Consider the following 15007-nt stretch of genomic DNA (forward strand, 5'->3'; position numbering starts at 1 on the left):
ATTTTGTTAAAATAACAAAAAATCGCATGAATTCGTATGCATTCATGCGATTTTTAACAATTAATTTACAAAAAGGAATTTAAAGTGATTCATTTTTGTACTTATTTGATTATTTTTCCGACTAAGGCTTCGGCTTCAGCAATTAGCTCCTGTAAGTGGCTTTCACCGTTAAAGCTTTCCGCATAGATTTTATAAATTTGTTCGGTGCCAGAAGGACGCGCTGCGAACCAGCCATTTTCTGTCGATACTTTAACGCCACCAATTGCCGCGTTATTACCTGGCGCATGGGTTTGAACGGCCGTGATAGGCTCGCCCGCCAACGTATCGCTAGTGACGACAGATGCATCCATCGCCGAAAGCTTTTGCTTTTGTTCAAGGGTTGCTGCCACGTCAACACGGCTGTAAACCGGCGCTGCAAATTTTTCCGTTAGCGCTTTGTAGTGCTCGCCAGGATCTTTGCCTGTGATGGCTAGGATTTCAGCTGCCAGCAAACAAAGAATAAAGCCGTCTTTGTCTGTCGCCCACGTGCTTCCATTGCGTTCAAGGAAAATTCCACCAGCACTTTCTTCACCCGCAAAACCAATAGTGCTGTTTGATAAACCATCAACAAACCATTTAAAGCCTACCGGCATTTCAGCCAAAGGTTTACCTAAACTGTTGGCTACGCGGTCAATCATACTGCTAGACACCAGTGTTTTACCGATATTTAGATCGCTAGGCCATTCTGGACGGTGGGTATAAAGGTAGTTAATAGCCACGGCCAAATAATGGTTTGGGTTCATTAGGCCCGCGCTTTTGCACACAATACCGTGACGATCGAAGTCAGGATCATTGCCCCAAGCTAAGTCAAAGTTATCTTTCAGCTCGATAAGCCCTGCCATCGCATAGGCAGACGAACAATCCATGCGAAGCTTACCGTCTTTGTCGCGGCGCATAAAACCAAACTGTGGGTCAACCGCGTCGTTAACAACGGTAATGTCCAAGCCATATTTATCTGCAATTCGCGACCAATAACCTATGCCTGCACCACCTAATGGGTCAGTACCTAACTTCAAGTTAGCTTTTGCAATCGCTTCCATGTCGATAACGCTTGCAAGGTCTTCAATGTAAGGTTCCATGAAGTCTTCTTCACGAACCAATTTGCGCGCGGTAGCTTGACGAATATCAATGCGCTTAACGTTTTTATTGCCATCGGCAATTAGTTCATTCGCGCGTTCTTGAATTTGTTTGGTTACATCACTATCGGCAGGCCCACCATGAGGCGGGTTGTACTTAAATCCACCGTCTGAAGGAGGGTTATGAGAAGGCGTAATGACGATACCATCTGCCTTGTCGGTGTTACCTGCGCGATTGTAGCGAATAATAGTACGTGAAATAACAGGTGTCGGCGTATAGCCCATGCTTTCATTGTCTGCGCGCTGCACCACAACATTGACACCGTTTGCACACAAAACTTCGATAGCGGTAATCATGGCAGGCTCAGATAACGCGTGGGTATCTTTACCAACGAACAGCGGACCGTCGATACCTTCTTGTTTACGATACTCTACCAATGCTTGGCAAATTGCACTGATGTGGGTATCGGTAAACGTAGCGTTGGAAGCTGTACCTCTGTGACCTGACGTGCCAAAAGAGACCGCTTGACCCGGGTCATTCATATCCGGTTTATAGCTGTAATACTGGCTCACTAACTGCGCTACGTTAATGAGTTGCTCTTTTGCTGCATGCTGTCCAGCCTGCGGATGTAATGCCATGAAAAAAATCCTTATTTAGAAGTTTCGTTGTTCTATACCTTGGCTTGCTATTTACCTTCTGAAGAGAAACGCGCAATCACGGTTTCAATAACATCGGGTTGATAGCCTAAGTTACGCAAAACTTGTTCCAGCATATTCGTTTTCTTGGCAGTATTGTTATTTGTTACCACCCAGAACGGGCTATCAGGGATAGCTTTAGGATTAGTACTGCTGCCGTTTTCCAACAATGCCGCCTTACTTGTCGCAAAGTACGTACGGTTTTTACCTTTTATACTTTCAACACGAGTAAAGTTTTCTGCATTAAGCTTGTGCGCTGCACTTAAAACAAACAGGAATTGATCAACGCGCTTGGTAAATGTGCCTAATGCATCTTTTGACACCGCTTCAAGAATGTCTCTTTTCGAGTGAGATTCTGTTGCTGGCGTTACTGAAGAAACTTCCGAAACCTTTTTAGCTGCCCTTGAGCTCGCAGGCGCTTTTGCTGCCGTTGCTTTAGCTGGAGCTTTCTTCGCTGCAGCCTTTGGCGCTGCTTTAACTGCTGAACTGGCTGTCGCTTTAGTAGGCGCTTTGGTTTGTACTTTAGTCGCCACTTGAGTTTCAACTTCGGGTGTTGACTCACTTGCGTTATCTGCGGTTTCTACAACGTCTGTACTTTTTGGTTCGCTTGTTTTTACAGATGTAGATGAAGCCCCACCATGCTGGACACCATGGGACACGGCACCGTCTTCAGGCAAAAGTAAACGTCTTAAAATTTGTGATGCACTCTCACCAATATGCTTCGTTTGGCTGGCGATGAAGGCATATAAATCGTCATCTATTTCAATGCTTTTCATAACTACTTCCTTTTTAAGAGGCACCATTATAGACAACACAGATAAACTACGCAGCACTTAATAACAGATGTTTTGCGGGAATCTATGCTAATAAGGTAAGAAAGTGACGTTTTACTGCTTCCCGTTCCGTCGTATTTGCTGTCGATAAAGTCCATGTAAGCCGTTTTTACTTTTTCAAAAATAGACGTCGCCTTAACAACATTAAGAACATAGGAGAAACAACGCAACGAACCATCAAGTCGCTGATATACCTGCGTATAAAATTTAACAGGTAATTCAATAGAAAGCCTTTCACTATCGTTGCTATTATTAAGAAGTAGTGACCTTCGAAACACCACATTGTCGGCACTCGTTACCGTTCGCTAAACATGTAAGCTAGAACATGAACTCAGACATGAACTTAAACATCATTGCGCAACATCCTTAGAAAAGCCTTAATCGCTTTCTCACTGTTTAATACGTAGTGTGACAGAGTAACTTTAAACTTAAGTGACAATCATATGCGCCAAGATATCATTAACGTACAGCGGGCTCTTAGTCAGAAAATTATTGGTAAAGATCACCAATTAAAACTCGCAATAACTTGTTTACTTGCCAATGGCCACTTATTAATTGAAGACTTACCGGGAATGGGTAAAACCACCCTTTCTCATGCGCTTTCACAAGTTTTTGGCCTACAATATTCTCGCATTCAATTTACTTCTGACTTACTCCCATCAGATATGTTAGGCGTAAACATTTTTCACAGTAATGAACAAGACGAGGCAAAGCGCTTTTCGTTTAGACACGGCCCTATTTTTAGCCAAGTGGTGTTAGCGGACGAGCTAAACAGAGCCAACCCCAAAACACAAAGCGCCCTGTTAGAAGCGATGGAAGAGCGACAAGTAAGTATAGATGGTGTAACCCACGCGCTACCCTCTCCATTTTTTGTTATTGCTACACAAAACCCAAGCTATCAATCGGGCACTTATCCTTTGCCAGAGTCTCAACTCGACCGTTTCTTTATGCGTATCTCTTTGGGCTATCCAGCGTGGGAAGCAGAAAAAGCCATGCTATTGCAACAGGATACATTAGCACCGCTTTCACAAATACTAAATGAGGAGAATTTGCGCGAGATGCAACGAGAGGTAGCCGTTATTCATACCAGCGATGCCATTATTCATTACATACTAAGATTGGTGAGTGAAAGTCGAGAAAGTAATGATTACCCTAACCCCCTATCGCCACGAGCGAGTAGAGCGATACTCCAAGGTGCCAAAGCCTGGGCGTTTGTTTCCGGAAAATCATATGTTACTCCCGAAGATGTACAGGCCGTCTTCGTGGCCATTACCGCTCATAGGCTAACATTGTCTTCACATCAGTTGGCACAAGGGCAGCAAACCCATGCTTTTGACGGTGAAAAACTGAGCCAGAAATTACTCGATAGTATTGACCCACTGGCAGCCTAGCATTTATGAATTTTCGGAGCGCTAAAGGTGCGTAGAATGCCAGCTTCACTGTCGAATTACCTACAACGCAGGCTACTGAAGTGGTTAGACAGGCGAGTTCCGGCTTCTCACGAACATCACCTCAACGTAAACAGTATTTTTATATTGCCGAGCGGATTCGGTTGGTCTTTTATTATTCTATCGCTGTGTTTGTTTTTACTTGGCACTAACTACCAAAACAATTTGATGTTGCTGCTTAGCTATTTGTGCTTAAGCATTATGCTATTAACGCTGTTTTACACTCATCAAAACTTTGCGCGTTTAGCGCTTAAAGCGACGCCCCCCAGTCCATTTCACTGTAACTTACAGGGTGAATTACAGCTTCAGGTTATCCCTCACCCGGCAGCGCCAACGAAAACCTGCAATGGTGTATTAGCAATAAAGTGGCTAAATACAGTGCGCCCCATGGATACGACTGCTCATGCAAGCAGTGAAAATATCTCAGTGGCTCAGCAAGCGTACAGCTTTTCTTTAAACGACAATAAAGTTACGGATACAAGACAAACGCAAACCCTCAGCGTGCCTCTTCCAATACCAGTACGGGGCCGATTTGCACTGGGCAGACTAACCATTGCATGCGATTTTCCGTTGGGATTATATAAATGCTGGACCCACCTCGATTTTGACCAACAGGTCACTGTCTACGCAAAACCTCAAGAAGGTCCGGTCACTATTAATAAGTTAGCGAATTCTAATGAGTCGGATAGCGTCAGTCAGGTTAACGACCTTACAAGTAACGAAGACTTTTACGCATTAAACGATTACGAAGTTGGACAGCCGCTTAATCGCGTATCATGGAAGCATGTGGCGAAAAACGGGAACTGGGTTTCGAAATCCTTTACCTCCTTGCAAAGCGACAGTTTTGTACTTTCAGTTCCCTCAAACATAGATGTGGAAACTGCCGTATCGGCACTTACCTATGCAACATTGTCTTGGACAGGCGCAGACCGGGTATTTGGAATACAGTACAAAGGGCTTAACATTGCCCCTGCTCACGGGGTAAAACATAGGCACGAATGTCTTAGTGCACTTGCTTGTTTGAATTCGCATTCACAACAAGCTTCTTCAACCTCAAATAAAACGGCCTCAATATCTTCCATAAAGAATGAAAGAGCGAGGTCAACGAAATGAACTCCGCTATTTTAAGCCGTTTAACGCAATTAACCGTTGTTAAAAGCGTGTTTAGCCAACCAACGTCCGTGGCTGTGCTTATGCTTTGCATAGCTTTCTCTCTTATTCTTTTTACTCTCACCGCGCCGCTTATGACATGGGTAATTATACTAGGTGGATGTGCTGTGATAGTGAGGACCGCAGGCCTTAGTGCGTTAAATAGTCTGCCCACATCACGCACGGTTAACTTGCTGGCGATATTGGCAGTGTTCGCATTATCGTGGTTCGGCTTTTCTGTAGGATTGCTTGATAGCATGATCAACCTATTGACCGTCGCATGCGCGCTCAAAATCATGCTGGTTGAAAAAAAACGAGATTTTCACTTAATTGTATGTACCTGTTTGTTCTTAATCGGCTGCGGATTTATTTCGTCTCTAAGCGTATTTGCGTGGATTGGCTATACAGGAATACTGGCCCTGCTGCTATTTGCGACTGCCATTTATCACGGTGCAGGAATACCCAAATCAAAAAGCATTAAATTCGTGACCGTACTTATTGTCCAGGCTTTCCCCATCGCGCTGCTACTGTTTTTACTGCTTCCCCAACTCCCTCCGCTTTGGCAGATGCCCACGTCAAAGTCGACCGAAACCGGGCTTTCTGACACAGTGACACCAGGTGATATTGCGTCACTTGCAAGTTCATCTGAATTGGCTTTCAGCGCCACATTTGAAAACGCAGAAGCAGTCCCTGTTGCACCGTCTAGGTATTGGCGCGCTATGACCTTAGAACATTTTGACGGGAAAACCTGGTCTATTAGCGACAAACGCAAACAGGCAGAGCAGCAGTTAGCTTACATGGGCAAGTCAACACCCTTGTCAGCTCTGGCCGAGGAAAATACGCTTCAAGTGATAAGTTATGAATTGATCGTGGAACCCACACAGCAAACGTGGCTGTTTGCGTTAGCGCCTTCGACCCCCAACAACCGCGAGAACAGTATTTTCGTAAAAAGTCTCTTTGATTTTACGTTAAGGGCGAATAGCCCAATATCCAGTAAAAAAGCGTTTTATCTGCGCTACTATCCAACTGCTCAAATCACTAGCGGAATAGGAAATTTTGAATCGCAACTAAACCTTCAGGTTTCCATGAATGGCAACCCTCAAGCCAGAGCATGGGGACAGACACTTGCCAAACAATACTCAAGCGCACAGCAAATAGTTAGCGCAATAATGCGTGAATTTAATCAAGGGGGCTTCCGCTACACCCTATCGCCGAACGCCATGCCTACCGACCCCATCGACCGTTTTTTATTTGAAGAACGCTCAGGTTTTTGTGCCCATTACGCAGGCGCCATGGTGTATGTGCTTCGCGCCGCAGGGGTACCGGCAAGAATGGTGACAGGCTACCAGGGCGGAAGCGCACTTAATGACAATGTGCTTCAAGTAAGGCAGTACGATGCACATGCATGGGTGGAAGCATTTATCGATGGTGTATGGATTCGACACGACCCAACGAGTATGGTGGCACCGTCTCGCCTAACCTTCGGACTTGAACGTGCGCTGGAAGAGCTGGGGGAGTCACGTGAAGCCAGTATTTTGGGCGACCTTAGCAATGCTGCTATTATTGCAACGTTACAAAGCTGGTTGCAACAGCTCGATTACTCGTGGAGTAAGTGGGTACTCGGTTTTGACAATGCTGCGCAAACCAACATGCTTGAAGAATTACTAGGCTCGCTAACGCCGCAAAAAATGCGTGCTGTATTTCTTTCCGCCATCGGCCTAATCGGGCTTATTTTAGCGCTGTATTTTTTACCCACAACGCATCGCAACACACGGTCGCCCTCACACAGAGTTTTACTAAACGCAATAAAATGCGTTGAAGCTAAAACAGGAAAAGAAAGAGGAAACAAAACCTTGTCAGCCTATTTGGCTGAGGTTAATCCTTTAATAAATGAAAATGCTGCCAAGGCACTAACACTACTGTGTGAGCTATTTGAGCACGAAAAATACGCACAACAGACACAAGAGGCAAAAGTTTATCCAGCCATGAAGCGGCAGCTAAAAATGTTAAAACAGGCATTAAAGTAGGAAATGGTAAAACCGGTTGCACCTTAAACAGTCACACTCCCCCCTTTTTAGTGCAGACTAATTAATGGTGCCTTGGCGCAAGCGCCTATCAACACAACCACAACTTTGTGCAAGTCATTGTTTTTAAGAAAAATAACTAACACATTTGCGTACATTTTGGTTGTTGGCACTTTTTTAGCTTTGTACAAATGAATTACAAAAGTACGAGGGCGCTTAAACAAGTTTTAGGTGCTAACGGGCTTTAGAGTACAAAGGCGTACATATAACTAACGGTTTATTTGTTAGCTACTACAATGCATGAGTTTCGGACAAAGGCGTCCCCAGTTCTTTCTTACGAGAGCGCTGCGGACGCCTTTTTTTGATCTTCTGGAACGCATTGAAACAGTAAACGCCAACACACAGATGACAACTTATTAATAACGACAACGTGAGGTGAAACCATGGCTTATCTTCTCCCCGCTGAGTTTGCAACCAAGATGGTAGATGCAGGCGAAGCCAAAATTTATATGTCTACGCGAGATACTCTAATCCGCGCTTATATGGCAGGTGCAATATTGGCCCTTGCCGCTGTTTTTGCCGTTACCATTGCCGTTCAAACCGGCGTGTTTCTTCTTGGCGCAGTGTTATTCCCAGTGGGCTTTTGTATGCTCTACCTTATGGGGTTTGACCTATTAACCGGCGTGTTTGTACTTACCCCACTCGCTTGGCTTGCACAGCGACCTGGCGTCACGCCAAAACAAATTCTACGGAATTGGGGATTAGTATTCTTAGGTAACTTTGGCGGCGCATTAACCGTGGCCTTTATGATGTCGTTTATTTTTACCATGGGGTATAACGTGGATGGCGGTGCCATCGCGACTAAGGTAGCCAGCATTGGCGAAGCGCGTACATTGGGCTACGCTGAACACGGCGTTGCAGGCTGGTTCACCATTTTTATTCGCGGCATGTTGTGTAACTGGATGGTGTCGCTAGGCGTAGTGGGTGCAATGATTTCAACCCACGTTAGCGGAAAAGTACTAGCCATGTGGATGCCAATCATGCTGTTCTTCTTTATGGGTTTTGAGCACTCAGTAGTAAACATGTTCCTTTTCCCATTTGGCCTTATTATGGGCGGCGACTTCTCGGTTATGGACTACTTCATTTGGAACGAGATCCCAACTGCACTTGGAAATCTTGTTGGTGGCCTCGCCTTTACTGGACTAACCCTGTACACCACCCACGTTAAGACGCTACCCAAACGTACTATCCCTGTTGATAAAGCCGCTGCATCGCAAACACTGCCTATTTAATTAAGGCGCTTATCTTAAAGCCATCATGCCTTGTCCCTACAAGACACGTCATGATGGCGTTATCCGTTTCCTTGGAAATAACTAATTGGGCTCATAATTAAATATGCAGGTAAGAAGCAATTAAACATGAATGAGCGAGCCGCGTTAAACGCCCCAATTAACCCACCAGCTAACACGCTCAGTGTAAGTGCATTTTCTACAGCCGGCGTTAAAGCGATAAACCAAGATGCATACGCTTTTCATGTTTCTGATAAACCTAATCAAAGCAGCGTTTTTGTTATCGCCGACGGTGTAAGTAGCAGTACGGTTAGCCAAGTTGCTAGCGACTTTGCTACCAGTCAGTTTATTAAACTGTTTAAAATAGCGCCGGAACAATGGTCGGTTAAGACGCGCGCTGAAACCATTATTAAAGAGATAAACGCGCTGCTTTACACACGTACGCAAAGAAGTCCCTTTTGCTATACACCAGAAAAAGGTTATGTGTGCACGTTAACAGTGGCAGTGGTAACAGGCAATCACATGGATGTATTTCATGTGGGGGATTGTCAAATTCAGGCTATTTCTAAGAACGCACAGTCGCCGGTCTTACTCACAAAACCTCATCGTCAAGTATCGGAAAGTGAGCCTTCGCAGAGTTATCTTACTAAAGCATTAGGCGTTCAAGCACATATAGATATCGACCACACAACACTCACCCTCAACTCATCGAGCACGTTTTCGATAAGTAGCGACGGCGTTTATGAGTTTGTTTCGCTACCCACCATTCTTATGAAAATCAGTGAGGCCGATACGCTTTCTGAAAACCAAGCTGCGTTGGTAGTACATGAGGCATTTACTAGAGGAAGCGATGACAACCTCACCTTACTTCTCGTAAAGGTTCTTGTAGCTAGCCATGATGGCCTAGACGATCACAGACACCCACTGTATACAGGCGTTTCAACTTCACCTCATTCATCTGTACACAGACCGTTGGGCAACCAACTGATAACCAATTCTGAGGTTTCTGATGCTGCGATTCATTACTCAAATCAGCAGTCTGATGAACATGTATGCGAAGAGCCTGCTGCCGCAAACTTTAAGACGGGTGATGATGTTGATGGACTGAAGCTAGAACGACAGCTTTATACGTCGGCCCGAAGCCATGTTTTTATTGCCACCAATTCGTCTTGTGAAGCTACGCACACAAACAGCCCTGTGGTTGTAAAAACACCGGCTACCGACTTTACCCTATCACCAGAAATGGTAAATGGGCTCCTAATAGAGAGCTGGTTTTCGAGACGGATTAATTCGGCACACGTTATTAAAAGCCCAACGTTTACTGATTTGGGTTTACCGTACCCTCCTTCTGCTTTTTACAGCGTAAGTGAATATATTCAAGGTCAAACGCTAGCTCAATGGGCTGTTGATAATCCTACGCCGCCATTAGAGCAAGTTAGGAATATAATCGAGCAGGTTGGTAAAGGTTTACAGGCAATGCACCGTCAGGGCATTGTTCATAGGGATATACGCCCTGACAATATTATTATTAGCGAACAAGGGCACTGTACAATTATAGATTTGGGTTCAGCAGCCTTAGCCGATGCCCCAAGCCTCTATAGTGACACACCTATTCCTGGCGCTGCACTTTTTTCCGCACCTGAATACTTTTTAGGAAATGTAGGCACAGAGCGCTCTGATCTGTTTTCCTTAGCCGTACTCACCTACTATCTCTTGTGCGGGCGTTACCCCTATGGCACAAAGCTCGTTCATTGTCGCACGTTGGCCGAGCAGAAAAAGTTAAAATACCAAACCGCATTGGCTCCTAATCGGCCAATACCTAATTGGGTTGATAGCGCCCTTAAGCGTGCTTTGCATGTGAGCCCTGATAAGCGATTTTCTTCACTATCTGAGTTTCTTTTTTCGCTTCGCTACCCAAATCCATCACAACATACGGCGTACGAGCCGTTAGTAAAACGACACCCTCTTTTTGTGTACAAGGTGCTAATACTGGCACTTATTTTCAGCAATCTAGTTACGCTCATTTTGTTTAACTAACTCTTTAAGGAAATGCAAATGATTACATCGAGAACCCAAGTTACCGACATGATCCAGTCAGCCAAAATTTTAAAAGGCATAAAGTGGAGTCAGATTGCCGAAGTTGTTGGTCAGTCAAAAGAATGGAGTACAGCAGCTTGCTTAGGACAAATGGCCATGACAAAGCAGCAAGCTGAAGCCGTGGGTGAGTTACTTGAGCTTACCGACGAAGCGATTGCCTGGCTTCAAATCGTGCCTTACAAAGGCTCGTTACCCACAGAAGTCCCTACCGACCCGCTTATTTACCGCTGGTATGAATTGGTGAGTGTGTATGGCACTACATTAAAGGAATTAATTCATGAAGAGTTTGGCGACGGCATCATGAGTGCCATTGATTTTTCTATGGATTTACAGCGCGAAAACGACCCTAAAGGTGACCGTGTCAGCGTAGTGATGTCAGGGAAGTTTCTGCCATATAAGATGTACTAAACGTATTTCAGGATGGGACACCCGACATAAAAAAAGCCGGTCATGCGACCGGCTTTTTAGTATTTCTTGAAGCGTAAGCTAACCCAAGGTCAGCTTACGTTCGCAAAGGCTAATTACTTAGCAGCTTTACGTGCTTTCGCTTCTTCAATTACTTTGTCAGCTACGTTCTGAGGACAAGCTGAGTAGTGGCTGAATTCCATAGAGAACTGACCACGACCAGATGTAATAGTACGTAGGTGACCGATGTAACCAAACATCTCAGATAGAGGTACGTCAGCCTTGATGCGAACGCCAGTAGCGCCAGCTTCTTGGTCTTTGATCATACCACGACGACGGTTAAGGTCACCGATTACGTCACCAACGTTGTCTTCTGGGCTGAATACGTCAACTTTCATCACAGGCTCAAGAATTTGAGGACCTGCTTTTGGCATTGACTGACGGAATGCACCTTTAGCTGCAATTTCGAACGCGATTGCTGATGAGTCAACTGCGTGGAAACCACCGTCGAATAGCTCAACTTCAACGTCTAGTACTGGGTAGCCCGCTAGAGGACCTACTTCCATCATACCTGCAAAACCTTTTTCGATTGCAGGGAAGAATTCTTTAGGAACGTTACCGCCCACAACAGTAGATGTGAACTTGAAGCCAGAGTTAGTTTCGCCCGGACGGATGCGGTAATCAATCTTACCGAACTGACCAGAACCACCAGACTGCTTCTTGTGCGTGTAGCTGTCTTCAACTGCTTGTGTGATAGTTTCACGGTAAGCAACTTGAGGTTGACCAACTTCTAGCTCAACGCCGTAAGTACGCTTCAAGATGTCTACTTTGATATCTAGGTGAAGCTCACCCATACCTTTAAGGATGGTTTCGCCAGAATCTTCGTCAGTTTCAACTTGGAAAGATGGGTCTTCTGCTACTAGTTTACCGATAGCGATAGACATCTTTTCGTTAGCGCCTTTGTCTTTTGGCTTAACAGCAATCGAGATTACTGGCTCAGGGAAGATCATTGGCTCTAGTGTACATGGGTGCTTAGGATCACATAGTGTGTGACCAGTTTGAACGTTCTTCATACCAACAACAGCTAGGATGTCACCTGCTTGTGCTGAAGTAAGTTCAGTACGTTCATCAGCGTGCATCTCAACCATACGGCCGATACGCTCAGTTTTACCCGTTGCGCTGTTAAGAATAGTGTCGCCTTTGTTTAGCTTACCAGAGTAGATACGAATAAACGTAAGGGCACCGAAACGGTCGTCCATGATTTTGAACGCAAGTGCACGGAACGGCTCGTCAACAGATACTGTTGCAACTTCACCAGTAGGCTCGCCCGTTTCTTCGTCAGTTAGATCTTGTGGATCTACTTCTGTTGGAGAAGGTAGGAAGTCTACAACCGCGTCTAGAACTAGCTGAATACCTTTGTTCTTAAATGCAGAACCACAGTATGTTGGGAAGAACGCTAGGTCACGAGTACCTTTACGGATACAACGCTTGATGTCTTCTAGAGACGGCTCTTCACCATCCATGTAAGCCATCATTAGGTCGTCATCTTGCTCAACAGCAGTTTCGATTAGTTGCTCACGGTACTCGTTAGCCTTATCAACCATATCTGCTGGGATATCTACAACTTCGTAGTTTTCAGGAAGACCTGAATCGTCCCAGATGTACGCTTTCATGTCTAGAAGGTTAACAACACCTGTAAACTCGTCTTCGATACCGATTGGAAGCGTCATTACTAGTGGGTTAGCAGCAAGTACTTTCTTAACTTGGCCAACTACACGGTAAAAGTCTGCACCCATACGGTCTAGTTTGTTTACGAAGATTACACGCGCAACTTCTGATTCGTTAGCGTAACGCCAGTTAGTTTCTGACTGAGGCTCAACACCGCCAGAACCACAGAATACACCGATACCGCCGTCTAGTACTTTAAGTGAACGATATACTTCAACTGTAAAGTCAACGTGTCCCGGAGTATCGATGATGTTCATGCGATGATCTTTCCAGAAACAGGTTGTTGCCGCTGACTGGATGGTAATACCACGCTCAGCTTCCTGCTCCATGAAGTCAGTTGTTGATTCACCATCGTGAACCTCACCAGTTTTATGGATTTTACCAGTAAGCTTCAAGATACGTTCTGTTGTGGTAGTTTTACCCGCGTCTACGTGGGCGAAAATACCAATGTTTCTGTAATGAGATAAGTCTGACATTAGTTCACTTTCATTGGTTCAGAGTAAAAAAACGGCCGGATTATAAAGGATTTCTATACCAGATTTACACCTTTTTTAGCATAAACCTTAAATTCGTTTGCTAAAATCCGCACCACCATCAATTCTTTTCTTTAAGTATCAATAACTTATTAATTAATGACACTTTTTTGAAAAATAACAAAATCACACCTCATCTTTTGAAGTGCGAACAATTGTTACTGTAACTTCATCTCTGTCGTGGTAGAGATGCCTCACCTTCACCGCAAATGCATCTTCCAAGGCATTTAATCGGCCTCTTAGCAACGTCATGGCTTCAACTACAGTTTCATAACGTTGTTTCATAGGTAACTTTAAATTGAATATTGCGTGCGTTGCCCAGTGCTTAACTAACCAATCACCCATCAATTTAGCTACCCTATCGGGTTGCTCTATCATATCACATACCAGCAAATCTACACGACCAAATTGTGGTCGATAGGTAAACCCGTCTGCCGCGTGATGTTCAACCAAGCCCGTGCTCATTAAGCTATCGGCTACAAGTCCATTGTCGATAGCTTCAACATACATTCCGCGCTTCACCAGCTGATATGTCCAACCACCCGGGCATGCACCTAGGTCCACGGCACGTCCACCGCTTCGAAGTACCTTAGCCTGCTGTTTGTCGCTCAGCATATTCACTAAAGCATCTTCAAGTTTAAGCGTCGAGCGGCTCGGCGCATCACTTGGGAACTTTAACCGGCAAATACCCAAGTGATCGCCACTAGCATGACTGGGTAATGTATAGCCAATATGGCAAATCTCAAATGACTCAAAGAAAATATGTAGCTTTGGCTTACCTAAATTTTCCTTTGCGGTGAGCCATCCCGCTTTTCTTAGGGCTTGGCGAAGAGGAACAGTAAACTTTCGGCAGAACTTTGCGAGGGTTTTACCTTCTTCTGTATCTGGGTATTCGACGTCTATGGCGCCAAAAATTTGAAATGGTTTTTCTACCTCTTTCAAAGCCTCGAGCACTTGCCCTACCCTGTCCTCTTTCTCTATATCGTTTAGCGTGGCAAAAACAGCCACCAGTTGACGAGGGAAGATACTGTCGTGAACAGCAAACTGGGTAATGGTTTGCTCAAGCTGCGTGGCATCATATAAATGATAAAGTACAAAGCCACTGTTCTTCTTAGATAATGGGTAGCCATAACACTGGGCTTCACCGTAACGAGAGGTAAGCTCGTTAGCCGTATCGTTTTCATAACCAGGTCGGCAATAACCTAAAATACTGGCGTTAGACATTACCTGCCCCCGGCATGTGGTGAGTTTTGTTCTGCTCTTCTTTTTGTTGCTTGTTTAAATCATGACCTTTTATCAGTCCTATCACTAACAACACCCATCCAATAATAAAGAACATGCCACCCAAAGGCGTTATTGGGCCAAACCATTTAATACCGCTTATTCCTAGCGCATATAAACTTCCACTAAACAACACCGTTCCGGTAACAAAACAAAACGCTACCCGATTAGCCCACGTCGATGAGACAACGCCTGACAGCACAGGCAAAAGCAGCAAGGCTAATGCGTGATACATTTGATAACGCACGCCAATTTCAAACGTGTTGAGCTGCTGTGCAGTTAATACGCTTTTTAAACCATGTGCGCCAAACGCACCTAGTACTACAGAAAGGCCCGCTAGCAATGCGCCAATAATAAGGTAAGGTTTAGCAACGGAGGCAAACCTAAGTTTTTCAGTTTTCATTAAATT

Annotated in this window: 11 protein-coding genes; 6 read left to right on the forward strand and 5 right to left on the reverse strand. The window is 44.8% G+C overall.

Annotation, left to right across the window (positions count from 1 at the left end):
* Window positions 1-101: 101 nt before the first annotated feature.
* Window positions 102-1754: a phosphoglucomutase (alpha-D-glucose-1,6-bisphosphate-dependent) gene (gene pgm, locus MHM87_RS14055; RefSeq protein ID WP_049588979.1), complete on the reverse strand. Its 1653-nt coding sequence runs from the start codon at window positions 1752-1754 to the stop codon at window positions 102-104.
* Between the two features lie 47 nt (window positions 1755-1801).
* Entirely contained in the window at window positions 1802-2587 is a 786-nt protein-coding gene (seqA, locus tag MHM87_RS14060) for a replication initiation negative regulator SeqA (protein ID WP_239246171.1), read from the reverse strand.
* 500 nt (window positions 2588-3087) lie between these two features.
* Here seqA and MHM87_RS14065 point away from each other — a divergent pair, with 500 nt between their 5' ends.
* From MHM87_RS14065 to cynS, 6 genes are all read left to right on the forward strand, one after another.
* Window positions 3088-4035 carry a MoxR family ATPase gene (locus MHM87_RS14065; RefSeq protein WP_239259696.1) on the forward strand — a complete coding sequence of 316 codons (948 nt, stop codon included), beginning with the start codon at window positions 3088-3090 and terminating at the stop codon, window positions 4033-4035.
* A 36-nt stretch (window positions 4036-4071) separates the two neighbouring features.
* The gene (locus tag MHM87_RS14070) at window positions 4072-5205 is read left to right on the forward strand and encodes a DUF58 domain-containing protein (RefSeq protein ID WP_239259697.1); all 1134 of its coding nucleotides are present in this window, start codon (window positions 4072-4074) and stop codon (window positions 5203-5205) included.
* Window positions 5202-7268, forward strand: coding sequence for a DUF3488 and transglutaminase-like domain-containing protein (locus MHM87_RS14075; RefSeq protein ID WP_239259699.1), 2067 nt, complete (start codon window positions 5202-5204; stop codon window positions 7266-7268). The genes MHM87_RS14070 and MHM87_RS14075 overlap by 4 nt, the downstream gene beginning before the upstream one ends.
* 440 nt (window positions 7269-7708) lie before the next feature.
* Window positions 7709-8557, forward strand: a complete 849-nt coding sequence (locus MHM87_RS14080; protein WP_014949030.1) for a formate/nitrite transporter family protein — start codon at window positions 7709-7711, stop codon at window positions 8555-8557.
* Between the two features lie 126 nt (window positions 8558-8683).
* On the forward strand, window positions 8684-10591 hold the full coding sequence (locus tag MHM87_RS14085) for a protein phosphatase 2C domain-containing protein (protein WP_239259701.1): 1908 nt from the start codon (window positions 8684-8686) through the stop codon (window positions 10589-10591).
* A gap of 18 nt (window positions 10592-10609) precedes the next feature.
* On the forward strand, window positions 10610-11059 hold the full coding sequence (gene cynS / locus MHM87_RS14090) for a cyanase (protein ID WP_014949029.1): 450 nt from the start codon (window positions 10610-10612) through the stop codon (window positions 11057-11059).
* Window positions 11060-11172: 113 nt separating this feature from the next.
* On the opposite strand, the gene fusA is transcribed toward cynS, so the two are convergent.
* From fusA to MHM87_RS14105, 3 genes are all read right to left on the reverse strand, one after another.
* Window positions 11173-13260 carry an elongation factor G gene (gene fusA, locus MHM87_RS14095; protein ID WP_061485411.1) on the reverse strand — a complete coding sequence of 696 codons (2088 nt, stop codon included), beginning with the start codon at window positions 13258-13260 and terminating at the stop codon, window positions 11173-11175.
* Between the two features lie 183 nt (window positions 13261-13443).
* Window positions 13444-14541, reverse strand: a complete 1098-nt coding sequence (rlmM, locus tag MHM87_RS14100; RefSeq protein ID WP_075176307.1) for a 23S rRNA (cytidine(2498)-2'-O)-methyltransferase RlmM — start codon at window positions 14539-14541, stop codon at window positions 13444-13446.
* The gene (locus MHM87_RS14105; RefSeq protein WP_239259703.1) at window positions 14534-15001 is read right to left on the reverse strand and encodes a DUF423 domain-containing protein; all 468 of its coding nucleotides are present in this window, start codon (window positions 14999-15001) and stop codon (window positions 14534-14536) included. The genes rlmM and MHM87_RS14105 overlap by 8 nt, the downstream gene beginning before the upstream one ends.
* Window positions 15002-15007 lie beyond the last annotated feature (6 nt).

Source organism: Alteromonas sp. Cnat3-28 (assembly GCF_022348265.1).
In the GTDB taxonomy this organism is placed as follows: domain Bacteria; phylum Pseudomonadota; class Gammaproteobacteria; order Enterobacterales; family Alteromonadaceae; genus Alteromonas; species Alteromonas macleodii.

Bases quoted from the DNA above. Each gene is read 5' to 3' on its own strand.
- cynS (WP_014949029.1), top strand. From the start codon at position 10,610: ATGATTACATCGAGAACCCAAGTTACCGACATGATCCAGTCAGCCAAA.
- seqA (WP_239246171.1), bottom strand. From the start codon at position 2,587: ATGAAAAGCATTGAAATAGATGACGATTTATATGCCTTCATCGCCAGC.
- MHM87_RS14070 (WP_239259697.1), top strand. From the start codon at position 4,072: ATGCCAGCTTCACTGTCGAATTACCTACAACGCAGGCTACTGAAGTGG.
- MHM87_RS14080 (WP_014949030.1), top strand. From the start codon at position 7,709: ATGGCTTATCTTCTCCCCGCTGAGTTTGCAACCAAGATGGTAGATGCA.
- MHM87_RS14065 (WP_239259696.1), top strand. From the start codon at position 3,088: ATGCGCCAAGATATCATTAACGTACAGCGGGCTCTTAGTCAGAAAATT.
- MHM87_RS14075 (WP_239259699.1), top strand. From the start codon at position 5,202: ATGAACTCCGCTATTTTAAGCCGTTTAACGCAATTAACCGTTGTTAAA.
- MHM87_RS14105 (WP_239259703.1), bottom strand. From the start codon at position 15,001: ATGAAAACTGAAAAACTTAGGTTTGCCTCCGTTGCTAAACCTTACCTT.
- pgm (WP_049588979.1), bottom strand. From the start codon at position 1,754: ATGGCATTACATCCGCAGGCTGGACAGCATGCAGCAAAAGAGCAACTC.
- MHM87_RS14085 (WP_239259701.1), top strand. From the start codon at position 8,684: ATGAATGAGCGAGCCGCGTTAAACGCCCCAATTAACCCACCAGCTAAC.
- fusA (WP_061485411.1), bottom strand. From the start codon at position 13,260: ATGTCAGACTTATCTCATTACAGAAACATTGGTATTTTCGCCCACGTA.
- rlmM (WP_075176307.1), bottom strand. From the start codon at position 14,541: ATGTCTAACGCCAGTATTTTAGGTTATTGCCGACCTGGTTATGAAAAC.